At 72.7% G+C, this 21,718-nt stretch carries 20 protein-coding genes; 7 read left to right on the forward strand and 13 right to left on the reverse strand.

Annotated elements, in window-relative coordinates:
- Nucleotides 1–122: 122 nt before the first annotated feature.
- From ACFYON_RS19435 to ACFYON_RS19450, 4 genes are all read right to left on the reverse strand, one after another.
- Nucleotides 123–1,571 carry a P1 family peptidase gene (locus tag ACFYON_RS19435; protein ID WP_354871165.1) on the reverse strand — a complete coding sequence of 483 codons (1,449 nt, stop codon included), beginning with the start codon at nt 1,569–1,571 and terminating at the stop codon, nt 123–125.
- Between the two features lie 193 nt (nt 1,572–1,764).
- On the reverse strand, nt 1,765–2,481 hold the full coding sequence (locus tag ACFYON_RS19440) for an FCD domain-containing protein (RefSeq protein ID WP_354871167.1): 717 nt from the start codon (nt 2,479–2,481) through the stop codon (nt 1,765–1,767).
- A gap of 152 nt (nt 2,482–2,633) precedes the next feature.
- Entirely contained in the window at nt 2,634–2,891 is a 258-nt protein-coding gene (locus ACFYON_RS19445) for a hypothetical protein (RefSeq protein ID WP_030503872.1), read from the reverse strand.
- Nucleotides 2,888–3,214 carry a DivIVA domain-containing protein gene (locus tag ACFYON_RS19450; protein ID WP_355015043.1) on the reverse strand — a complete coding sequence of 109 codons (327 nt, stop codon included), beginning with the start codon at nt 3,212–3,214 and terminating at the stop codon, nt 2,888–2,890. Before ACFYON_RS19450 ends, ACFYON_RS19445 begins: the two co-directional genes overlap by 4 nt.
- A 244-nt stretch (nt 3,215–3,458) precedes the next feature.
- On the opposite strand from ACFYON_RS19450, the gene ACFYON_RS19455 reads away from it, so the two are divergent.
- Nucleotides 3,459–3,875: a winged helix-turn-helix domain-containing protein gene (locus ACFYON_RS19455; protein WP_262014032.1), complete on the forward strand. Its 417-nt coding sequence runs from the start codon at nt 3,459–3,461 to the stop codon at nt 3,873–3,875.
- 15 nt (nt 3,876–3,890) lie between these two features.
- Here the strand turns inward: ACFYON_RS19455 and ACFYON_RS19460 are convergent, their stop codons facing one another.
- Both ACFYON_RS19460 and ACFYON_RS19465 read right to left on the reverse strand, forming a co-directional pair.
- Nucleotides 3,891–4,295: an Asp23/Gls24 family envelope stress response protein gene (locus ACFYON_RS19460; RefSeq protein ID WP_354871170.1), complete on the reverse strand. Its 405-nt coding sequence runs from the start codon at nt 4,293–4,295 to the stop codon at nt 3,891–3,893.
- Between the two features lie 91 nt (nt 4,296–4,386).
- Nucleotides 4,387–6,525 (reverse strand): ABC transporter permease, encoded by a 2,139-nt coding sequence (locus ACFYON_RS19465; protein WP_354871173.1) that lies wholly within the window; start codon nt 6,523–6,525, stop codon nt 4,387–4,389.
- Nucleotides 6,526–6,668: 143 nt separating this feature from the next.
- Between ACFYON_RS19465 and ACFYON_RS19470 the strand changes: the two genes are divergently transcribed.
- Complete coding sequence (locus ACFYON_RS19470) at nt 6,669–7,313, forward strand: helix-turn-helix domain-containing protein (protein ID WP_354871175.1); 645 nt, start codon at nt 6,669–6,671, stop codon at nt 7,311–7,313.
- Nucleotides 7,314–7,351: 38 nt separating this feature from the next.
- Here ACFYON_RS19470 and meaB read toward each other — a convergent pair whose 3' ends face one another.
- Both meaB and ACFYON_RS19480 read right to left on the reverse strand, forming a co-directional pair.
- Nucleotides 7,352–8,353, reverse strand: a complete 1,002-nt coding sequence (meaB, locus tag ACFYON_RS19475) for a methylmalonyl Co-A mutase-associated GTPase MeaB (protein ID WP_387188182.1) — start codon at nt 8,351–8,353, stop codon at nt 7,352–7,354.
- 12 nt (nt 8,354–8,365) lie between these two features.
- A complete protein-coding gene (locus tag ACFYON_RS19480; protein WP_354871178.1) occupies nt 8,366–9,559 on the reverse strand; it encodes an acetyl-CoA C-acetyltransferase in 1,194 nt (397 codons plus the stop codon).
- 62 nt (nt 9,560–9,621) lie between these two features.
- On the opposite strand from ACFYON_RS19480, the gene mce reads away from it, so the two are divergent.
- The 5 genes from mce (at nt 9,622) to ACFYON_RS19505 (ending at nt 16,960) form a co-directional block, all read left to right on the forward strand.
- On the forward strand, nt 9,622–10,086 hold the full coding sequence (mce, locus tag ACFYON_RS19485; RefSeq protein ID WP_354871180.1) for a methylmalonyl-CoA epimerase: 465 nt from the start codon (nt 9,622–9,624) through the stop codon (nt 10,084–10,086).
- Between the two features lie 275 nt (nt 10,087–10,361).
- On the forward strand, nt 10,362–11,717 hold the full coding sequence (gene ccrA, locus ACFYON_RS19490) for a crotonyl-CoA carboxylase/reductase (RefSeq protein WP_354871182.1): 1,356 nt from the start codon (nt 10,362–10,364) through the stop codon (nt 11,715–11,717).
- Nucleotides 11,718–11,980: 263 nt separating this feature from the next.
- Nucleotides 11,981–13,234 carry a DivIVA domain-containing protein gene (locus ACFYON_RS19495; protein WP_354871185.1) on the forward strand — a complete coding sequence of 418 codons (1,254 nt, stop codon included), beginning with the start codon at nt 11,981–11,983 and terminating at the stop codon, nt 13,232–13,234.
- 170 nt (nt 13,235–13,404) lie between these two features.
- A complete protein-coding gene (locus ACFYON_RS19500; RefSeq protein ID WP_354871187.1) occupies nt 13,405–15,486 on the forward strand; it encodes a hypothetical protein in 2,082 nt (693 codons plus the stop codon).
- Nucleotides 15,487–15,856: 370 nt separating this feature from the next.
- On the forward strand, nt 15,857–16,960 hold the full coding sequence (locus tag ACFYON_RS19505) for an AI-2E family transporter (protein ID WP_354871291.1): 1,104 nt from the start codon (nt 15,857–15,859) through the stop codon (nt 16,958–16,960).
- A 4-nt stretch (nt 16,961–16,964) separates the two neighbouring features.
- On the opposite strand, the gene ACFYON_RS19510 is transcribed toward ACFYON_RS19505, so the two are convergent.
- From ACFYON_RS19510 to ACFYON_RS19530, 5 genes are all read right to left on the reverse strand, one after another.
- Nucleotides 16,965–17,774 carry an alpha/beta hydrolase gene (locus tag ACFYON_RS19510; protein ID WP_354871190.1) on the reverse strand — a complete coding sequence of 270 codons (810 nt, stop codon included), beginning with the start codon at nt 17,772–17,774 and terminating at the stop codon, nt 16,965–16,967.
- 67 nt (nt 17,775–17,841) lie between these two features.
- On the reverse strand, nt 17,842–18,168 hold the full coding sequence (locus ACFYON_RS19515; RefSeq protein WP_354871192.1) for a hypothetical protein: 327 nt from the start codon (nt 18,166–18,168) through the stop codon (nt 17,842–17,844).
- Nucleotides 18,169–18,235: 67 nt separating this feature from the next.
- On the reverse strand, nt 18,236–19,291 hold the full coding sequence (locus ACFYON_RS19520) for a hypothetical protein (RefSeq protein WP_355094112.1): 1,056 nt from the start codon (nt 19,289–19,291) through the stop codon (nt 18,236–18,238).
- Nucleotides 19,288–19,782 carry a SigE family RNA polymerase sigma factor gene (locus tag ACFYON_RS19525; RefSeq protein WP_355094110.1) on the reverse strand — a complete coding sequence of 165 codons (495 nt, stop codon included), beginning with the start codon at nt 19,780–19,782 and terminating at the stop codon, nt 19,288–19,290. Before ACFYON_RS19525 ends, ACFYON_RS19520 begins: the two co-directional genes overlap by 4 nt.
- A 41-nt stretch (nt 19,783–19,823) precedes the next feature.
- Nucleotides 19,824–21,614: a 3-hydroxybutyryl-CoA dehydrogenase gene (locus ACFYON_RS19530; protein WP_355094108.1), complete on the reverse strand. Its 1,791-nt coding sequence runs from the start codon at nt 21,612–21,614 to the stop codon at nt 19,824–19,826.
- Nucleotides 21,615–21,718: the final 104 nt, after the last annotated feature.

Below are 21,718 nucleotides of genomic sequence, written 5' to 3' on the forward strand. Positions count from 1 at the left end.
GCGGGATTCGGGTGGGCGGGCGGGCCGGGGAACGACGCGAGGCGGGCCCCGTCCGTGTGGACGAAGCCCGCCTCGATCGTCAGGCGCCTACGGTTGCGGCACCGGGTGGGACAGCGTGCGTGTCAGCTCAGCTGGGCGGAGGGTGCCCGTCGGCGACCCCGGAGGTGCATGCCCAGCAGGCCGATGCCGAGGATGCCCGCGGCCAGCAGAGCCGTGGTCACGCCGGTCGGGACGCTGGGGCCGCCTGTGTCACCGGAGGCGAGCACCATGCCGTTCTGCGACTCCTGAGCGGCGTCGTTCGTGTTGCTCGCCGGAGCGGCCTTCGGCTTGCCCTTGTCCTTGTCGGCACCGGCCGGCGCGGGGACCGGCGTCTGCGCCAGCGCCTGGGTGGCCTGAGCGAAGGTCTCCGGCGTCACGTCCGGGGCGTTGCCCTGCGTACGCCACTGCTTGAGCTGCTTCATGCCCTTGCAGGCCGAGGGGTAGCGGTCACAGTAGCTGGTGGTGTTGCCGATGCTCTCGGACGACAGGACGGCCTTGGCGATGGCCCGGGCCAGGGTGCTGGCGCCGGCGTTGAAGATGGCGTTCAGCTGACGGGTGTCGGCCGGGTCGTTGATCTGCAGCGCCTCGCCCTTGCCGGTGGAGACGGCGAACACGGTGTCACCGTCGCCCAGGGTGTGGATCGGGCTGATCGCGCGGGCCATGCCGTCGTGCGCGTTGCCGGACATGCGCTGCGCGGCGGCCTTCTCCAGCGGAGCGTTGGTGGCGACCACGGCGATCGTGGTGTTGGCCGGCTGCTGAGCGGCGGTGCTCGGCGGGTTGCACTCCTTCTTCTTGGGCGCCTTGTACCCGGCGAACTCGTCGCCGATGCCGAACTTGACGCCGTACAGGGTGCAGTCGGCCGGGTCGACCGGCGAACCCGCCGGGTTGACGATCACCATCGCGCCGACGTAGATGCCGTTGCCGAGGTGGACGCTGGCGGTGCCGACGCCGCCGCGCAGGCCGCCGCCGCGGGCGCCGGTGCCGCCGCCGACGCCGCCCTGGCGGACCGGACCGTCCGAGGTGGCCTGTGCCGCGAGGTAGCCCCACTCGGCGGAGGTACGCGCCTTCGGGTCACCGCCGCGGCCGAGGTCGAAGATGTCCGCGGCCGGCACGATCGGGGCCACGCCACCGGCGCCGACGCCGACGCCCTCGCCCCGGTCCTCCAGCCAGCGGATGATGCCGTTGGTGGCCGACAGCCCGTACATGCTGCTGCCGCCGAGCTGGATCGCGTTGACGCCCGGGTTCGAGTTGAGCGGGCTGAGCAGGTCGGTCTCCTTGGTGGCGGGGGCGCCACCACGCTGGTCCACACTCGCCACGGACATCTGCGGCATGTAGACGACCGAGGTGCCGGTCAGGTACGGAGCGGTGTCGGACTGGACCTGACCGACCTGGATGCCGGGAACGTCGGTGATGGCGTTGTGGGCACCCGGGGCGCCGGCGGCGGGATCGGCCGACGCGGGCGACGCGACGAGCACGAGTCCCGGACAGACCAGCGCTGCCGCTGCGAGTGCGGCGAATCTGGACGACTTCATGCAGCTTCTCCCATGTGAAGCGGTGCGACCGCCACCCCGATTAGGGGCGGTCGATGCATTGGTCAACTGGTGGTCCCCCGTGGTACACGACGAGCGATGTGGGGGAGGCTACTGGTCAGACCAGTTGAAGGGAAGACCTGGCCCAGCCAATGGCCAACTCGGGTAATCCCAGGTCAGGCCACATCAGGTGGTATCAGAGCAATATGTCCACCATCGAGCGACGCGCCTCCGGCACGTACTCGGCGTAGTAGTGGTGCAGCTCCTGACGGGTCAACCGGGCCACCTCGTCGGCCTCACCCGCCCGCATCGCGTCGATGACCCGCCGGTGGTGGGCCAGCGTGCGCTCCATCAGGGCCTGCGGGTCCGGGGCCTGCGCCAGCTTGGTGGCGATCAGGTCCAGCACCATGCTCCGGACCGCGTCGAGGCAGAGCACGAGCAACTCGTTGCCCGAGAGCCGCGCGACGTGTTCGTGGAAGCGGACGTCCGCCGTGCTGAACGCCTCGTAGCCGTCGGCCACCGCGTCCCGCATGCCGGCCAGCGCCGCCTCCAGCTCGTCCAACTCGGACGGTGACGCCAGCCGGGCGGCGACCGATCCGGCCGCCGACTCGATGATCATCCGGAACTGGAGCAGCTCCGCCACGCCGAGCCGCCGGCTGTCCACGACCCGGGCGAACAGCTTGCGCATCGCCGAGGCGGTCGAGGCGATCACCTGCGGCCCGAGCGGGTCACCGGGGCGGGAACGGATCAGGCCGCTGCTCTCCAGCACGCGCAGCGCCTCACGCACAGTGGACCTGCTGACGTCGAACTGCGTGGTCAGCTCGCGCTCGCTCGGCAGGCGGTCCCCCGGCCGCAGATCCCCGGCGGCGATCCGCTCCTCGACCTGCCGGACGATCCCCTCGTACGCCCTCACGGTTCGCACTGGAGCGAACGAGACAGCCTTCGGCATGGCGAACCTCCCGACGCACGGCGGCCTCGCGCCGCTGGGAACAACGGTACGGTGCATCGACCCGTCCGGTGGTCAGCCCCCGCCCGCCAGGACGAGTGCGCAGGCCGGGCGGCGGGTCACCGGAGGAGGCGGCGGGCGCACGGGCCGTCGTGGTCGGCCCGCAGCAGGCAGCGCCGGCCGTCGCCCATCCGCAGATCACAGAAGACCCGATGGCGTACGCCCTGCTCGTCCTCGGCCGAGACGGTGGTCTCGCCCGGGTCGGCCTGGGCGAGCACACCCGACCAGCGGGCGACGACCCGGGCCAGGCGTACGGCGCCGGCCAGGTCACCGGCGACGACCGGCAGGTGGATGACGAACCGCTCGCGGGGACTCATCGACGGTACGCTCCCGCGTTCATCCGCTTCTGCGCCTGCTCGGACTGCCAGCGCCGCAGCGCGTCCCGGACCCGCGCGGCCTCCTCCCGGCTGACGCCGAGCGCCCGGTAGACGTCGGCCAGGTCGAGCGCCACCCGGTCGAGGAACTCGTGCACCTCGGCCGGGTCGAGCCCGCACCGGCCCAGCCGGGTCGTCCGGAACCGCCGTTCCCGCACCCGCCAGGGGCGCAACGGCGTGTAGTTGGCCGCCCGGTAGCAGCCCGGCTGGGTGGTGCCGCGACCGGCTCGCGCGCGCCGACCGGGCCACCGGATGTTCCACCGCACGAACGCCTGCCTCTCGTGGTCGAAGGGACTGGAAGGGCGGGACCACCCGCCCGCCGCGCGCGGGCGGACCCGCCCGCCCCGCCACCGCAGCGTCACTTCGCGGTACGGCACCGGGGCAGACCGATCGGTCCGTCTCCCGCATACGCGACACGTACCGTGAGAAGGAAACTACATTGAATGACATGTGGCCACAAGGCCATACGGCCAGAAGCTCAGATACCCACGAGGGCACAAGGCTGAAGACATGGCCATCGATCCGCGCTCGCACACGCCGGTCTATGTGCAGCTTGCCGACCTGCTGCGCGAACGGATCGAGTCAGGAGAGATGCCGGCCGGATCGACCCTCGCCAGCGAGGCACGCCTCTCGCAGGAATACGGCATCGGCCGCGACGCCGTTCGCATGGCGATCTCGCTGCTGCGATCGGAGGGCCTGGTCAGCACGAGGCGCGGCCACGGCACCGTCGTCCGTGAGACGCCGCAACGCAGGCAGGTCGAACTCGCACCCGGCGGATCGGTCGTCGCGCGGATGCCTACCGGCGCCGAGCGCCGGAACATGCTGCTGGACGAGGGCGTGCCGGTGCTCGAGATCCACGGCCCGGAGGGCGACGTGGAGTTGCTGCCGGGCGACGAGGTGGAGCTGACCCGCCCGGCGCACGACTGAGCCGGGCGGCGCGCGTCAGGCGGTGGGCGTACCCATCGCCACGTCGTCGACCTTGATGTTGATCTCGTCGACCCGCAGGCCGTACGCCTCGACGGCGGACGCGACAGCGATCCGCACCTCGTCGGTCACCTGCGGAACCGGGTGGCCCGCCTCGATCACGAGGACCAGGTTGATCACGGCCGCGCCGTCGGTGACGTGGGCAGTGCAGCCCCGCCGGGCGTCGCCGACCTGGTCGAGCCCGACCCGGTCGAGCACCGCGTTGAAGAACCGGGCCACGTCACCGCCCAGCTCGGCCACGCCGGGCACCCCTCGGGCGGCGGCCACCGCGATCTTCTCCACCACCTCGTCGGAGACGTGCGTGGTCCCGCCCGCCACCGCGTCCGGCGTCACCTGAAGTTCCTGGGTCGCCTCGTCAGCCATGCTCTCCCACCCGTCGCACCGCCCCGCGCCGACGGCGTGGGCGGTGCGAGCGTACTAGGCGGAGGCGGTCCGCAGTGGACGGCCGCCCGGTTCAGCGTGCCCCGGCCGGCGCCGGCTCGCCGATCCCGTCCAGCCCGCCGGAGGTGCCCGGCACCGGGTGCGGCCCGGCGCCGCCCGCTGCCTGCTCGCGACGCCGGAGCCAGCGGTCGACACCGAGGTTGAGCAGCAGGCCGACCGCCGCCCAGACCGCCACGACGGCCAGGTTCCGTCCGACGCCGACCCCGCCGAAGTAGACGAGCGACCGGGCCGTGTCCACCGCTGCGGGCAGCGGCAGGACGCCCTGGAGCGTCCGGAAGAACTCCGGCACCATGTAGACCGACAGGCCGCCGCCGGACGCGGGCACGCCGGCCATCATCAGGACCACCATCATCGGGATGATCGCGGCGAGGCCGAAGGTACGGGTGAACACGGCGGTCACCAGCGACACGGCGAAGATGGTGAGCGCGCCGAAGCCGATCATCTCCAGGGCGTGCCCGTTGACCGCGCCGATGATCACGTCGAACAGCAACCACAGCCAGGCGGACATACCGATCGCCCAGCCACCGAGGATCGGCAGGAACTGCCGCAGCCGCCGGATGTGCGGCGCCCCGCCCCGGAGCACCGCGAGCATCAGGAAGCCGGACATGATCCAGGACATGCCGACGTACAGGCTGTTGCTGCCCATCGTGTCGGTCTCGCTCAGCGGCGACACGTCGGTGGCCGCCAGTGGCATCTGCTGCCCGGCCGCGACCTGCTGGAACATGGTCTGGACCATGGTGTGCTGGCTGGACCCGGCGGCCGAGGACGAGTACAGCGTGGCCTCGCCACCGGGCGTGGACGGCAGCACGTACGCGGCGACCAGGTCACGCGCGAGGATGCGCTCGCGGGCCTCGTCCACCGACGCGGCCACGGAGATGTCGACGACGCCGTTCAGGCCCGCCCGCAGCCCGGCGGCGGCCCGCTCGGCCTGCTCCGGGACGGCGGCGACCACCGCGACCGGGATGTCGTGGGGCTCCGGCTTGTGCATGGAGAAGCTCATCAGGCCCACCACGACGACAAGGATGCTCAGCGGGAACGCCGCCACCGTCGCGTACCGGAATCGCTTGGACCGCGGCGGCCCGCCGGCCAGCGCGGGCAGCGGCGTGTCCGGGCCGTCGACCTGCGGCGCCTGCGGGATGGGTGCCCCACCGCGCTCCTTGAGCAGGCAGAGCGCCACGGCGGCGACGATCCACGCGGCGAGCGTCAGCAGGTGGACGCCGATGCCCCGGCCGTCGAAGTAGAGCGCCGACCGCAGCGCCTCGCCGGCCGCCGGCAGGGGCAGTACGCCGTGCAGGAACTGGAAGAACCCGGGCATCGTGTGGACCGGCAGCGCCAGGTTCGACGCGGGCATGCCGAACACGACGAAGAGCAGCATCCCGAGCAGGACCGCCAGCGGCCCCATCAGCTTGGTGAACAGAAGCTGGGCGAGACCGACGGCGGCGGTGGCGAGCATGCCGACGCCGAGGAACGTGAGGTAGTGGCCGTCCACCGCGCCGACGACCGGGCCGAGGATCAGCCAGACGATCGTGCTGGTCAGCGCGGACCAGCCGGCGACCAGCGGGACGAACCGCCGCAGGCGCAGCAGGTGGGGGGTGGCCATCAGGAGCAGGCTCAGCGGCACGTACCCGGCGAGCATCATGCCCATCGCGGCGAACAGCACGGCGATGCCGGCCCGGTCCTCGTCGGGCAGCGCCGCGACCTCCTCGACCGTTGACGCCCACTGCTGCTGCACCGCGACCGGGGCGAGAAGCTGCTGGGCGGTGGCGGCGCCGGAGGCCCCGGCCGCCGAGGCCGTGAAGATCGTCGCCTGGTCCGACCCGGCGGCCGGGAGTTGCAGCGCGCCGCTGATCTCCCGGTCCCGCAGCAGCTCGACCGCGGCGTCCCGGGACGTCACCAGCCGGGCCTCGACCGGCTCGCCGGGGGTGGCGTTGAGCGCGTCGACGACGCCCTGCGCCTGGGCGCCGCTGCCGACCACCGCCACCGGCATCTGCCGGGGGTGTGGGGAGTGCATCGTCGCCACGTAGGTCGCGAACATCATCGTGACCATGAGGAACGGCATGACGAAGAGGGCGACCGAGCGGATGATCCGTTCCTTGCGGTCGGCGGCGTTCGGCTCGGCGGTCGCCGGGTCGGTGGTGGACGGCACAGGCATGCTCCGGACTGGGTTCGCGGCCGCGTCGGGCCAGAATGTAAGTCAACTGACTTACATAGTGTAGGTGACGCCGGCGCCGGACCACGAAACGACTAGGTTTGGCCTGCGCCACAGTCGCGCGGTCCACGAGGAGGGGTGCGGTCATGGCACGGTCGGAGGCAGCCCGCGGCGCGCTGCTCGACGCGGCCGAACGCCTGTTCGCCGAGGAGGGGATCGCCCAGGTCTCCGACCGCCGGGTGGCCGAGGTGGCCGGCAACACCAACCACTCGGCGGTGCGCTACTACTTCGGCGGCCGGGAGGGCCTGCTCCGGGCACTGGTCACCCGGCACATGGACGCCCTCGCCGAACCCCGCCGGGCGATGCCCGAGCAGCCCGACTCGGTCCTCGGCGACGTGCGCAGTCTCGTACAGCCGTCCATGGCGGTGCTCGCGAGCCTGCCCCGGCCGAGCTGGCGGGCCCGCTTCCTCGCCCAGGCCCTGCACGACCCGACGCTGCGGGTGCTGATGCGCGAGGCGTTCGAGTCGGCCTTCGTCGACCTGCCGGCCCGCGCGTCGCTGGCGTCGCGCCTGGCGCACCTCGACCGGGGAGTGGTGGCCGGCCGGTCGGCGCTGATCGCCCGCATCGTCATGACCGCCACCGCCGAGGTCGAGGCCCGGGCCGAGCAGGAGAGGCAGGACCCGCGCTGGCTGGACGTCGGCGACTTCCTCGCCGACGCCATCGCCGGCATGCTGGCGGCTCCGGTCAGCCGGCCCGGAGCCGCCAACCCGCTCACCGACGCGGAACTCTGAGCCCGGAGGCGGGCCGGCCGAACCCGGCGGCCGCGCCTTCAGGAACCGAGCTGGGCCAGCAGCTCGTCGGCCGCCGCGTACGGGTCGATGGCGCCCTCGGCCACCTTCGCGGCGAGCGTCGGCAGCTGCGTACCGTCGCGCAGTGAGCCGATCCGGGCACGCAGCACGCCCAGCGCGATGGCCTCGATCTCGGCGGCGGCCCGCGCCTCCCGGCGGCGGCGCAGCTCGCCGTGGCGCTCCAGCCAGTCGCGGTGCTTGTCGATCGCGGCGGCGATGTCGTCGATGCCCTCGGCGCGGGCGGCGATCGACCGCACCACCTGCGGGCGCCACTCCCCCGGACCGCGCTCGCCGAGCGCGATCATGCCCTGGATGTCGCGGACCGTCGCGTCCGCGCCGTCCCGGTCGGCCTTGTTGACCACGAACACGTCGGCGATCTCCAGGATGCCGGCCTTGACCGCCTGGATCGCGTCACCCATGCCCGGCGCGAGCAGCACGAGCGTGGTGTCGGCCAGCGAGGCCACCTCCACCTCGGCCTGCCCGACGCCGACCGTCTCGACGAGCACCACGTCGCAGCCCGCGCCCTCCAGCACGCGCACCGCCTGCGGCGTGGCCGCGGAGAGCCCGCCCAGGTGGCCCCGGCTGGACATCGAGCGGATGTAGACGCCCGGGTCGGTCGCGTGGTCCTGCATCCGGACCCGGTCGCCGAGGATCGCGCCGCCGGTGAACGGGCTGGACGGGTCGATCGCCAGCACGCCCACCCGGTGCCCGCGCGCCCGCAGCGCCCGTACCAGCTCGTTCGTGGTGGTCGACTTGCCCACGCCGGGCGAGCCGGTCAGGCCGACCACCTGGGCCTGCCCGGCGTACGGCGCGAGCGCCGCCGCCACCTGCGGCAGCACCTCGTCGCCGGACTCGACCAGGGTGATCAGGCGGGCCACCGCGCGGGGGTCACCCGCGCGGGCCCGTTCCACCAGCATGGGTACGTCCCGGCTGCGGCGCACCGGGCCGGTGGCCGCCGCCGGGGCGTTCTGTGCATCGTTCACAGGTATCAGCAATCAGCTCTCGGCGCCGTTCGGCACGTGGATGATCAGCGCGTCGCCCTGCCCGCCACCGCCGCAGAGCGCCGCCGCGCCGGTGCCGCCGCCGCGCCGCTTCAGCTCCATCGCGAGCGTGAGTACGAGGCGGGCGCCGGACATGCCGATCGGGTGGCCGAGCGCGATCGCGCCGCCGTTGACGTTGACCTTGTCGGGGCTGATGCCGAGGTCACGGGTGGACTGGATGCCCACCGCAGCGAACGCCTCGTTGATCTCGATGAGGTCGAGGTCCTCGATGCTCAGGCCGCCCTTCTTCAGGGCGTGGTTGATCGCGTTGGACGGCTGCGAGTGCAGGGAGTTGTCCGGGCCGGCCACGTTGCCGTGCGCGCCGATCTCGGCCAGCCAGGTCAGACCCAGCTCCTTGGCCTTGGCCTTGCTCATCACGACCACGGCGGCGGCGCCGTCGGAGATCGGCGAGGCGCTGCCGGCGGTGATGGTGCCGTCCTTGGTGAAGGCGGGTCGCAGCCGGCCCAGCGACTCGGCGGTGGTGTCCGGGCGGATGCCCTCGTCCTCGCTGATCACCAGCGGGTCGCCCTTGCGCTGCGGGATGACCACCGGGGTGATCTCGTCGCCGAAGTGGCCGTTCTTCTGCGCGGCGGCGGCACGCTGGTGGCTGGCCGCGGAGAACGCGTCCTGCTCCTCGCGGGTGATGCCGTGCTTCGCGCCGTGGCGCTCGGTGGACTCGCCCATCGAGCAGCAGTCCCAGGCGTCGGTGAGGCCGTCGAGGGCCATGTGGTCCTTGACCGTCACGTCGCCGTACTTGTAGCCGGAGCGCTGCCCGAGCAGCAGGTGCGGGGCGTTCGTCATGGACTCCATGCCACCGGCCACCACGACGTCGAACTCACCGGCCCGGATGAGCTGGTCGGCGAGCGCGATCGCGTCCAGCCCGGAGAGGCAGACCTTGTTGATGGTCAGCGCCGGGGTGGACATCGGGATGCCGGCCTCGACGGCCGCCTGCCGGGCCGGGATCTGCCCGGCGCCGGCCTGGAGCACCTGGCCCATGATCACGTACTGGACCTGCTCGGGCGCGACGCCGGCGCGCTCCAGGGCCGCCTTGATCGCGATGCCACCGAGCTTGGTCGCGGGGAGGTCCTTGAGGTTGCCCAGCAGGCGCCCCATGGGGGTCCGCGCGCCGCTGACGATCACCGAAGCCATTGCCTGCCTCCGAGGGGGTGCCGACCTGTACGCCTTAACGATTGTTCGGTCAGACTAGCGTCATGGCTGAGAACTCCCCCGTCGAGCCCGCTGCCGAGTTTGTCACAGACATCGGCCTGCGCCGCATCGACCACGTCGGGGTCGCCGTGGCCGACCTGGACGCCGCGATCGACTTCTACCAGCGCACGTTCGGGATGCGCTGCGTGCACACCGAGACCAACGACGAGCAGGGCGTACGCGAGGCGATGCTCGCGGTCGGGCCGGACGCCTCCGGCGGCATGGTGCAACTGCTCGCCCCGCTCTCCCCGGACACCACGATCGGCAAGTTCCTGGACAAGCGCGGGCCGGGCATCCAGCAGGTCGCGTACACGGTGGCGGACATCGACGTGGCGTGCGCGGCGCTGCGCGAGCGCGGCGTACGGCTGCTCTACGACGCGCCCCGGCGCGGCACCTCGAACTCCCGGGTCAACTTCGTGCACCCGAAGGACGCCGGCGGCGTGCTGATCGAGCTGGTCCAGCCCGCCTGACGCGCGGAGGGGGCCGGCCGCGGCCCCCTCCCGGAATCCGAACGCGCGCGGGTGTGCGCGCTTGCGCGTTCCCACGGACACCTCCACGCATCGGTGGATGCAGTTTTTCACAGAGACCTTCCCGCTTTAGCTACCGTTCAGTAACGTCCGCCGAACAGGAGCGCGACCGGTGCCGGACTGTGTCGATTGCCGACATGGCGGTCCCGTCGCACCGGCGCCGACGATGGCAGCACCCCTGCCCGCGTTGTGCGGGTGCGGATTAACGGGAGGTCACCGTGCAGGACATCCTCGAAGCGATCATGGCGGCGGAGGGTTCGTCGCAGCCGGAGCGGGAGCTCGCCGGCCTCGCCGGCCTGCCCGTGCCGGAGAGCTACCGGGGCGTGGTGGTGCGCGCCGAGGACACCCGCATGTTCGAGGGCATGGCCACCCGCGACAAGGACCCGCGCAAGGCCCTGCACGTGCAGGAGGTGCCGGTCCCGGAGCTGGGCCCGGGCGAGGCGCTGGTCGCGGTGATGGCCAGCGCGATCAACTACAACACGGTGTGGACGAGCATCTTCGAGCCGCTGCCCACCTTCAAGTTCCTCCAGCGCTACGGCCGGCTCTCCGAGCTGACCCGCCGTCACGACCTGCCGTACCACGTCGTCGGCTCGGACGCCGCGGGCGTGGTGCTGCGTACCGGGCCGGGCGTGACCAAGTGGAAGGCCGGCGACGAGGTGGTCGCGCACTGCCTGTCGGTCGAGCTGGAGGACTCCGCCGGCCACGACGACACGATGCTCGACCCGCAGCAGCGGATCTGGGGCTTCGAGACCAACTTCGGCGGCCTCGCCGAGCTGGCGATCGTCAAGGCCAACCAGCTGATGCCGAAGCCGCGCCACCTGAGCTGGGAGGAGGCGGCCAGCCCGGGGCTGGTCAACTCCACCGCGTACCGGCAGCTCGTCTCGCACCACGGCGCGAACATGAAGCAGGGCGACGTCGTGCTGATCTGGGGCGCCTCCGGCGGCCTCGGCGGCTACGCCACCCAGATGGCCCTCAACGGCGGCGCGATCCCGGTCTGCGTGGTCTCCTCGCCGGAGAAGGCCGAGCTGTGCCGCAAGATGGGCGCCGAGCTGGTCATCGACCGCACCGCCGAAGGGTTCAAGTTCTGGAAGGACGAGCACACCCAGGACCAGGACGAGTGGCGTCGCTTCGGTGAGCGCATCCGCGAGCTGACCGGCGGCGAGGACCCGGACATCGTCTTCGAGCACCCGGGCCGGGAGACGTTCGGCGCCAGCGTCTACGTCGCCAAGAAGGGCGGCACGATCGTCACCTGCGCCTCGACCAGCGGCTACATGCACCAGTACGACAACCGCTACCTGTGGATGCACCTCAAGCGCATCGTCGGCAGCCACTTCGCCAACTACCACGAGGCGTGGCAGGCCAACCGGCTGGTCGCGCTCGGCAAGGTGCACCCGACCGTGTCCAAGACCTACGCGCTGGAGCAGACCGGCCAGGCCGCGTACGAGGTGCACCGCAACGCGCACCAGGGCAAGGTCGGCGTCCGGTGCCTCGCCCCCGCCGACGGGCTCGGCGTCCGCGACACCGAGATGCGTTCGCGCCACGAAAGCGCCATCAACCGGTTCCGCGGTCACTGACCGTACGGTCGCCCCGGATTGCCTTTCCGGCCGATCCGGGCGCCATTCGACCGGCGTACGCACAAAGGGCCGCGGGTACCCACCCGCGGCCCTTTTCGCGCCGTCTTCCCCGCGGACGCCCGACCCGCCCCACCCGCCCGGGAGCTGGCAAGATCGCCAGTTGGTCCGGTCTCACCTGCCGTGGGAGTTGACCATGTAAACAGGACGCGAAAGGTGCCGACCGCTCTTGCGAACCACCCTGGGGGGTCTGCGAGTATGTCCCAATGCCCCAGCAGCAGTCCTCCCCTCTTGCGTTCTTCGATAACGCGAACTCACAGCCCGATTTCACCGTTGGCCTGCGTGGCTACAACACCAACCAGGTCGACGACTTCATCGGCCGCCTCGCCGCCGCCCTGAGCCAGTCCGAGCAGGCCCGCGCCGAGGCCGAACAGCGGATGAACGACGCGCAGCGCCGCCTGCGGCAGGCCGAGCAGCGCCAGAGCGCGCTGGAGCAGAAGCTCACCGAGACCAACAAGCAGCTCGAGGAGAACAGCCGGCCGACCCTGTCCGGCCTGGGCACTCGCGTCGAGCAGATCCTGCGGCTGGCCGAGGAGCAGGCCAACGACCACCGCAACGAGGCCAAGCGCGAGTCGGAGGGCATTCTCTCCGCCGCCCGCCTCGAGGCGCGTGAGATCACCGACAAGGCGCGCGCCGAGGCCGCCGCCATGAAGGCCACCGCCGAGCGCGAGGCCGGCAGCGTCCGTACCGCAGCCGAGCGGGAGGCCGCCGAGGTCCGCGTGCAGGCCCGCCGCGAGGCGGACACGCTGCGCGCCGACGCCGACCGGGAGACCAAGCAGCTCCGTACGGTCACCGCGCACGAGGTGGCCGAGCTGAAGTCGACGGTCGAGCGCGAGGTCGCCACGCTGCGTGCCACCGCCGAGCGCGAGATCACCCAGCAGCGGGCCAAGGCCGGCCGCGAGGCCGAGGAGAAGCGGGCCGAGGCGACCAAGCTGCTCACCGACGCGCGCGACAAGCGCGACAAGGACCTCCAGGCCCTGGAGCTCCAGCTCGCCGAGCGGCGCGAGAAGGCCGAGCGCGAGGAGTCGGAGCGGCACGCCACCCAGGTCGCGCAGACCCAGAAGCTGGTGAGCGAGGCCGAGCAGCGGGCCCGTGCCGCGCAGGAGCGGGCCAAGGAGATCGAGCAGCGGGCCGAGGCCCGGCGTGTCGAGTCCGAGCGCACCGCCAACGAGACCGTGGACAAGGCCAAGGCGCTCGCCGACAAGACGCTCAACGAGGCGCGCGCCGAGGCGCAGCGGGTGCTCAACGAGGCCCGCACCGAGGCCGAGCTGACCACGCAGGCGGCCCGCCGCGAGGTCGACGACCTCACCCGGCAGAAGGACGCCGTCACCTCGCAGCTCGGGCAGATGCTCTCCGGCCTGGCCGGCATCGTGCCGGGCGTGCCGGCCGGCGGCAAGACCGAGACGCCGAAGGCCGCCGACGCCTCCGGACAGAAGGTGACAGCCGAGTCGGCCGGCTGATCGAACACCCGCTGTCGGGGGCATGAGCCACGGCGCGGGGTGACCCGGGTGACCGGTGTCACCCCGCGCCGTCATGCTTGTGCGGACCGTTTCGCCAGGAGGGTGAAGTAGCTCCCAGAAGGGGCGTCCGTATCGCCCCAGCAGAGCCGGTTGCGTGTGAGGATGGGGGCATGTCGCACGGCGAGGAACTGTTCGCGCTCGGCGGGGACGTGACGACGGAGCCCAGCTTCGAGTCCGCCCTTCGGGGGTACGAGAAACGGCAGGTCGACCGCTACGTCGCTCGCGCGGAGCACGAGATCGCGGCGTTGACCACCGAGCGGGAACAGGCGTACACCCAGATCCACAAGCTGGCCGGCCAGGTCGAGGTGCTCCAGCGCGACCTGGCCCAGGTACGCAAGCAGGTGGGGGTGGTGGACCGGGCCTCGTTCCGGCACCTGGGCCCCCGCGTCGAGCAGATCCTCACGATGGCGGAGGAGCAGGCCGACGAGATCCTGAGCGCCGCCAACGAGGAGATCGAGGCCCGCCGCGCCGCCGCCGAGCACATCGTCGAGGAGGCGCGGGAGCAGGCCGCCCAGGCGCTCAAGGACTTCGAGATCGCGCTGGCCGCCCGCCGCGCCGAGGAGGAGCGGCACACCGCTGCCCGAAAGGCCGAGGCCGAGGCCACGCTCAAGACCGCCAAGGACGAGGCGGCGACGCTGCGCAAGGCCGCGCAGGACGAGTCGGTGAAGCTGCGTACGGCCGCCCAGGACGAGGCCGAGAAGCTGCGCCGCACCGCCCAGGACGCGCTGGCGAAGGCCCAGCAGGAGGCCACCCAGCTCCGCGACACCGCCAAGGAGATCCACTCCCGGGCCCAGCAGGAGGCCGCCCGGCTGCGCGAGGCGGCCAAGGAGGTGCTGGCCAAGGCCCAGCAGGAGGCGAACCAGCTCCGCGAGGCGGCCAAGGAGGTGCACGCCAAGGGCCAGCAGGAGGCCAAGCGGCTCACCGACGCCGCCGCCGGGGCCGGCCGGGCCACGCACGCCAAGGCGCTGGCCGAGGCCAAGAAGATCGTGGACGACGCGGAGGAGGCCGCCAAGGCCACCCGGGGCCGGGCCCGCGCCGAGGCCAGCCGGCTCACCACCGAGGCCACCGAGGCTGGCAAGCGCAACCGCGCCGAGGTCGAAGCGTACGTGCAGCGCATGCGCACCGAGACCGAGGCGTACGTGCAGCAGTCCCGCGCTCAGACCCAGCAGGAACTGGGCGCGTGGCGGGCCGGGGTGGAGAAGGAGGTCACCGAGCGGCGGGACAGCGCGGAGAAGGAGCTGGCCCAGCGCCGGGCCGCCGCCGAGCAGGAGTTCGCCAAGCGCCGCGACGAGCTGGACAAGGAGCACGCGAAGCGGCAGGAGGAGCTGGAGCAGGCGTACACCGCCCGGCGCGAGGAGGTCGAGCGCACCGCCGCCGACGTCCGGCAGGCCGCCGAGGCCGACGCGCTGAGCATGCGGCAGCAGGCCGAGCTGGAGACCGCCGAGCTGCTGCGCCGCGCCGAGGCGGACGCCACCGCGCAGCGCCGCAAGGCCGACGAGCACGTCGCGGCCTCACGCCGCCAGTTCGAGGAGTACGCGGCCACGACCCAGCAGCACCTCGCCACCACACAGCAGCACCTGGCCTCGACCCAGCAGGAGGTGGCCGCCGGGCGGCAGCAGCTCGCCTCGGTGATGCTGGAGATCGCCAAGGCCCAGCAGGAGCTGGCCGACCTGCGTACCGAGACCTGGAGGTCGCGGCAGGAGTCCGACGACCTGCAACGGCAGCTCACAGGCCTGCGGCACGACGCCGACGCGGCAGGGATCGCGGCCACCCCGGTCGACCCGGACGAGCTCGCTGCAACCGCGTCCGCCGGCCGCTCGACCGGCGACGGCGAGCCGGAGGGCAGCGGCACCCCGGCTGGGGCCGGCACCGTGGTCGGCGGCGGTGCGCCGGTGGCCACGAAGGCTGCTCCCAAGGGCGCCGGGCCGGCCAAGGGCGAGGGCCGGGCCGACGGCGAACCGGCCGAGGCGGGCAGGGCCAAGCCGGTCGGCGAGCCGGTGACCACCATGGACTCCCCCGCCGGCGCGGGCGTCGACGGGGAGCCGACGGTCGCCGCCGTACCGGGCGAGGGTGGCCGGGGCGCCACCCCGACGAAGATCACCAGCACCGGCGAGAACGGCAAACGCCCCACCAAGCCGACCACCGACGAGCGCAGCGCCAAGCCCAGCGCCGTCACCGTCGACAAGGACTGATCCACACCGCCTCGGATGCCGCCGCTTCGGCCGAAGCGGCGGCATCCGGCCCGCCCGGACCGCACCACCTCCCCGAGCCGCCCGGCGGCCGACCCGGCAAGCATTGCGGGCAGCGGTGGTGGGATGGCCGGGGCGGGGCGGCGGCGACTACCCTGCGGGCAGAGGGTCGCGCGTCGGCCGGGGACGTCACCGGCGGGGCCCGCCGGGCAGTGGGGAGAGCCGGGAGGCACGGGTGTCGCAGGAGGGCTCCGCCGCCCACGAGGACAAGACCCCGGACGTGCACACCGCCGGCCCGGTGGAGTCCGCGGGCGAGACCACGCGCACCGCCGCGAGCGACACCACGGGCACCGCGAGAAACCCGCGAACCGGCATCGACACGAGCAGCGAGCGACCCGCCGACGTCGAGCCGGGTGAGTTCGAGCCGAGCGGGCGCTTCGGTGTGCCGGGGCGGCCGCTGCGGCGCAGCGCCTTCCTGATCGGCTTCACCGGCGCGCTCGGCGTGCTGCTGGCGTACGCGCTGTTCCTGGGCATACGCAATGCCGCCGGCATCCTGGTGCTCGTGGTGATCGCGCTGTTCCTCGCGGTCGGCCTGCACCCGGCGGTGGTCCGGCTGCGCAAGTGGGGTCTGCCGCGCGGCCTGGCGGTGGCGGTGGTGACGCTCACCCTGCTGTTGCTGATCGTCGCCGGCCTGCTCGCGCTGGTGCCGCCGGTGGTGACCCAGTCCGGCCAGTTCGTCCAGCAGCTACCCGGCTATGTCGAGGAGCTGCGCCGCAACCCCACAGTCAACGACCTGGTGATCCGGTACGACGTGATGGAGCGGGTCCAGGCGGCGGCGAACGCGGACACGATCGGGCGGGCGCTCGGCGGTGTGCTCGGCGGGGCACAACTGGTCTTCGGGACGATCTTCCGCCTGCTCACCGTGCTGGTGCTGACGATCTACTTCCTGGCGTACTTCGACAAGCTGCGCGAACTCGGGTACGCGCTGGCGCCGCGCTCGCGCCGGGAGCGGGTCCGGCTGATCGGCGACGAGATCCTGACCCGGGTCGGCGCGTACATGGTCGGCGCGCTCGCCATCGCGGTGCTGGCCGGGCTGACCACGTACGTGTTCGCGTTGGTGGTCGGCCTGCCGTACCCGTTCGCGCTGGCTGTGGTGGTCGCGGTGACCGACCTGATCCCGCAGATCGGCGCGACGCTGGGCGCGGTGGTGGTGACGCTCGTCGGGCTCGCCACGGACCTGCCGGTGGGCATCGCCTGCCTGGTGTTCTTCGTGCTCTACCAGCAGGTCGAGAACTACCTGATCTATCCGAAGATCATGCGCCGGGCGGTGTCGGTGAACGAGGTGGCCGCGTTGCTCGCCGCGCTGCTCGGGGCGGCGCTGCTGGGCGTGGTGGGCGCGCTCATCGCGATCCCCACCGTCGCCGCGTTGCAGTTGATCCTGCGCGAGGTGGTGCTGCCCCGCCAGGACGCGCGCTGACCCGTTACTCGGCGCGTCGCTGAGCCGGACCGGGCACCGGGGTGTCGGCGAACGCGGCGACCGTACGGTCGGCGTACGCGCTGACGTCACCGGTCTCCATCGGGCCGTCCCAGGTGGTCGGCAGCGGCAGCGGCACGCCGGGGGCGACGCGCCGGACGATCTCGTCCAGCACCTTCTCCGCGTCGCCGACCCAGAGGTGCTTGGCGCCGTCCACGCCCACCACCTCGGCCTGCGGCACGGCGGCGAAACGCTGCCGGGCCTCCTCCGGGCGCAGGTAGTCGTCGAACTCGGGGACCAGGGCGGTCAGCGGCTTGCCGGACTCGGTCCAGACCGCCAGGTCCTCCGGCGCGGAGAAGCGCAGCGGCGGGGAGAGCAGGATCGCGCCCGCCACCGCCGGGTCACAGCCGTACTTCAGCGCCAGGTCGGTGCCGAACGACCACCCGACCAGCCAGATGTTCGGCAGCTCGTGGAACTCGGCGTACTCGATCGCGGCGGCCACGTCGAACTTCTCACCGACCGCGCCGTCGAACGCGCCCTCGCTGGTGCCGCGGACGCTGGTGGTGCCCCGGGTGTTGAACCGGAGCACGGCCAGGCCGGCCAGCGCGGGCAGCCGCCAGGCCGCCTTGCGGAACACGTGGCTGTCCATCATCCCGCCGTGGGTGGGCAGCGGATGCAGGCAGACCAGCGTGGCGGCCGGTTCGCGGTCCAGTGGCCGGGCCAGCTCGCCGACGAGCGTCAGCCCATCGGCGGTGTGCAGCTCGATGTCCTCCCGGCGGCCGGGCAGGATCGACGACGCGCGAATCGGAGTGCTCACGCCTGCCAGTCTCCCGCGTCGGCGGCCCCGCCGCCCACCGGGACGGGAACCTGGTGATCCAGATCGCTCAGCCGTAGCGCGGAGCGCCCCGGCCGCGCTGGAGGTTCGGCCCACGCCGGTCCCGGGCCCGCCAGCAGCCGGAGTGCCAGTGCCGGCGGTCGGTCAGGTCGCCCCGGTCGTCGGCCGGCCAGGCCACCAGGTGCGCCACGCCGGGGCGGATCTCCTGCTCACAGCCGGGACAACGGTACGTCTTGACTGATGCGCCGCCGCTGATCCCGCGTACCTGCCAGTCGCCGTCGCGCCACTGCTGCACGGTCGGCACGCCGTGGCGGGCACGCTCGGTGTCCACGGCGGCGATGTCGTCCCGGCGGGGGCGGTTGCGACGAGGGCTCACGGTCACCAAGCGTACGGTCCGCCGACCGGGCCGGCCCGCGTCGGGCAGCCGGCCGGCGGACGACCGCTCAGTCCCAGGTCTCCGGGCGGGTCGGGTCCGGCGCCACCTGTACGCCACCGAGCACGAGCGCCGCGTCGCGCTCGTCGAACCCCTGCTCGGGCCAGCCGTAATCGGCGAGCAGCTGCGACTTCGGCAGACCCAGCAGCTCGATCCGGCCCTGTTCCGGATAGAGGCGGGCGGGCCGCCCGTTGATCTCCATGTTGGCGCCCGCGGTCGAGGTCGACACCTCGGCCGCGTACCGGTAGGAGACGGCCATCTGCTGGTCGACGGGGCCGGTGATGACGAACCGGGCGGTCACCAGCCGCGGGAAACCGCTCGCGTCGACCCGGCAGCCCACGACGCGGGCGCCGTCCGGCAGGCTCGTGGGGCGGACGGGGGCGCCACACCGGCGCGCCTCGGTCAGCCGCAACGCCTCCACAGCGGCGGTCAACGCCGTGTCCGGCTGGTCCGACGCGCTCGCCCGCGCGTACAGGCCGGGCACCGGCTTCCACTGCCGGACCCGGATCGGCAGCCCGTCGACGGTCAGGCCGCTGGTCCGGCCGTCGAACGCCGCCTCCTCGGCGAACGCGCTGACCTCGAAGGGCACCCCATCGGCGGCGTACTGCCGTAGCGATTCGGCCGAGCGCGCCAGCTCGACCGTGACGATCCGCCCGCCGCCGACGTCCAGCCGGATGCTCTCCACGCTCCGCCACGTCTCCCAACGCAGGTAGCGGGCCCGGGTGGGGTCGACGCCGAAGTGCAGCACCCCGGCGTCGGTGCCGACGGCCTCCGGCGCGCCCGCCGCTCCCGGCTCGGCCCGCATCAGCGGTGGCACCGCCCCGGCGGCCGGGGCGGCCGGGGCTGCCGGGCCGGTGAGCGGCCGGTCCACGCCGGGCAGGCCCGGAACGACGGCGAGGCCGCCGAGCAGCGCGACCAGGGCGAGACCACCACCGAACACGGCCCGGCGACGGTGTAGCCGACGGCGGCCACCCGTCACCGCCCCGGCGGTCAGCCGGTCGAGGTCCACTTCGCCCTCGGCGTGCTCCCGCAGCACCGAGGCGATCCGCTGGTCGAGGTCGGTCACGGCCGGCTCCCCTTCGTCATCGGGACGCCGCAGCGCTCCCGGAGGTGGGCGAGCGCCCGCATCGCGTGGGTGCGGACGGTGACCGGGGAGCAGTCGAGGATCTGGGCGATGGTGGCGTCGTCCAGGTCCTCGTAGTAACGCAGCACCAGCACGGCGCGCTGACGGTCCGGGAGGGCGAGGATCAGCCCCCACATCTCGTCCCGGTCGGCCGCCTCGCCGCTCAGGTCGCCGCGCTCGGGCCGGTCGGCGAACGTGTCCACCGCCAGCTCGCGGCTGGACCGCCGCCGCCACCAGGACGTGTTCGCGTTGACGAGCATCCGCCGCACGTACACGTCGGGCCGGTCGGCGCGGGCGATCTTCCGCCAGTGCACGTACGCCCGCGCCAGCACGTCCTGCGTCAGGTCCTCGGCGCGGTGCGCGTCGCCGGTCAGCAACCGGGCCAGACGCAACAGAGCCGGGCCGCGGCTGCCGACGTACTCCTCGAATGTCACACCTCGAAGACGCCGTCACCGGGCCCGGCTGTTGACAGCGGTCAGCGCCGGGTGTGGTCGCGGAACCCGCGCCCGCTCTTGCGGCCCAGGTAGCCGGCCGTGACCAGGTGCTCCAGCAGCGGCGCCGGGGCGAAGCCGGGCTCGCGCAGCTCCAGGTACAGCTCCTGCTGAATGGCCAGCGAGACGTCCAGGCCGACCACGTCGAGCAGCTCGAACGGGCCCATCGGGTAGCCGCAGCCGAGCTTCATCGCGTAGTCGATGTCGTCGGCGGTCGAGTAGCTGGCCTCCAGCATCCTCACCGCGTCGTTCAGGTACGGGAACAGCAGCGCGTTGACGATGAAGCCGGACCGGTCGCCGCAGACCACGCCGGTCTTGCCGAGCTTCGCGCAGACCGCGCGGGCGGTGGCCGACGTCTCGGCGGAGGTGCGGATGGTCTGCACGATCTCCACCAGCGGCATGATCGGCGCCGGGTTGAAGAAGTGCAGGCCGATCACGTCGGCCGGGCGCTGGGTCGCCATCGCCACGTCGATCACCGGCAGCGACGAGGTGGTGGTGGCGAGCACGACGCCGGGCTTGCAGATCTCGTCCAGGCTGGCGAACAGCGCCTTCTTGACGCTCAGCTCCTCGATCACTGCCTCGACCACCAGGTCGACGTCGGCCAGGTGCTCCAGCGTCGCGGACCAGGTGATCCGGCCGAGCGCGTCGTCCCGGTCGGTCTCGCTGAGCTTGCCCCGCACCACGCCCTTGTTCAGCGAGGTCTTGACCGCCTCGCAGACCTTGGCGGACTTCTCCGCGCCCCGGGTCACCGAGATGACCTCGTACCCGGCCTTCGCGAACACCTCGATGATGCCGGTGGCCATGGTGCCGGAACCGACCACGCCGACCTTCGCGGTGGCGCGGGCGCCGTCGGCGATCGCGGCCTCCGCGGCGAGCGGCGTGAACTCGTCGGGTACGACCTTCGGCGAGCCCGGCCGCTCGTAGGTGTAGAAGCCGCGACCGGACTTGCGGCCCAGCAGCCCGGCGGTGACCATCTGCTTGAGCAGCGGGGCCGGGGCGTGCCGGCGGTCCCGGCCGCCGCGCCGGTACATGGTGTCGAGGATCTCGTACGCGGTGTCCAGGCCGATCAGGTCCATCAGCGCCAGCGGGCCCATCGGCAGGCCGCAGCCGAGCTTCATGGCGGCGTCGATGTCCTCGCGGGTGGCGTAGCGGGCCTCGAACATGCCGACCGCGTGGTTCAGGTAGCCGAACAGCAGCGCGTTGGCGATGAAGCCGGCCCGGTCGCTGATCGTCACGTCGACCTTGCCGAGCCGCTCGCAGAGCGCCTCCACGTCGGCGACCACGTCGGCCGAGGTGACGACCGTACGGACCACCTCGACCAGCTTCATCACCGGTGCCGGGTTGAAGAAGTGGATGCCGATGACCTGGTTGGGCCGGGTGGTGGCGACGGAGATCTCGGTGACGCTCAGCGAGGACGTGTTCGTGGCCAGGATCGCCTCGGGCTTGCAGACCCGGTCCAGCTCGGCGAAGATCCGCTGCTTGAGGTCGAGGTGCTCGGGCACCGCCTCGATCACCAGGTCCACGTCGTGCAGCGCGTCCAGCCCGACCCGGAAGTCGACCCGCGCCAGCAGCGCGTCCCGCTCGGCCTCGGCGAGCTTGCCCTTGGCCACCGCCCGGTCGGTGGAGGCGGTGAGCGTGGCCCGGCCGCGCTCCAGCGCCCCCTCGGAGATCTCGACGGCTGTCACGTCGATGCCGTTGCGGGCGAACACCTCCACGATGCCGGCACCCATGGTGCCCAGACCCACCACGCCCACCCTGGTGAACTCCCGCGCCACGACCGGCCTCCCCTGGCTCGACTCCGCCGTCCGCGACATGAACGGCCGCTAAGGTTATGCGCCGGAGTCTGCCACGTGACGCTGTGTTGTCGAGACGCGGTGGG

It is taken from the genome of Micromonospora sp. NPDC005686, assembly GCF_042871665.1.
Lineage (GTDB): Bacteria > Actinomycetota > Actinomycetes > Mycobacteriales > Micromonosporaceae > Micromonospora.

What these genes read in the sequence shown, in the direction of transcription:
- ACFYON_RS19435 (WP_354871165.1), bottom strand. Translation starts at nt 1,571, where the DNA reads ATGAAGTCGTCCAGATTCGCCGCACTCGCAGCGGCAGCGCTGGTCTGT.
- ACFYON_RS19445 (WP_030503872.1), bottom strand. Translation starts at nt 2,891, where the DNA reads ATGAGTCCCCGCGAGCGGTTCGTCATCCACCTGCCGGTCGTCGCCGGT.
- ACFYON_RS19455 (WP_262014032.1), top strand. Translation starts at nt 3,459, where the DNA reads ATGGCCATCGATCCGCGCTCGCACACGCCGGTCTATGTGCAGCTTGCC.
- ACFYON_RS19460 (WP_354871170.1), bottom strand. Translation starts at nt 4,295, where the DNA reads ATGGCTGACGAGGCGACCCAGGAACTTCAGGTGACGCCGGACGCGGTG.
- ACFYON_RS19465 (WP_354871173.1), bottom strand. Translation starts at nt 6,525, where the DNA reads ATGCCTGTGCCGTCCACCACCGACCCGGCGACCGCCGAGCCGAACGCC.
- ACFYON_RS19470 (WP_354871175.1), top strand. Translation starts at nt 6,669, where the DNA reads ATGGCACGGTCGGAGGCAGCCCGCGGCGCGCTGCTCGACGCGGCCGAA.
- ACFYON_RS19480 (WP_354871178.1), bottom strand. Translation starts at nt 9,559, where the DNA reads ATGGCTTCGGTGATCGTCAGCGGCGCGCGGACCCCCATGGGGCGCCTG.
- mce (WP_354871180.1), top strand. Translation starts at nt 9,622, where the DNA reads ATGGCTGAGAACTCCCCCGTCGAGCCCGCTGCCGAGTTTGTCACAGAC.
- ACFYON_RS19495 (WP_354871185.1), top strand. Translation starts at nt 11,981, where the DNA reads ATGCCCCAGCAGCAGTCCTCCCCTCTTGCGTTCTTCGATAACGCGAAC.
- ACFYON_RS19500 (WP_354871187.1), top strand. Translation starts at nt 13,405, where the DNA reads ATGTCGCACGGCGAGGAACTGTTCGCGCTCGGCGGGGACGTGACGACG.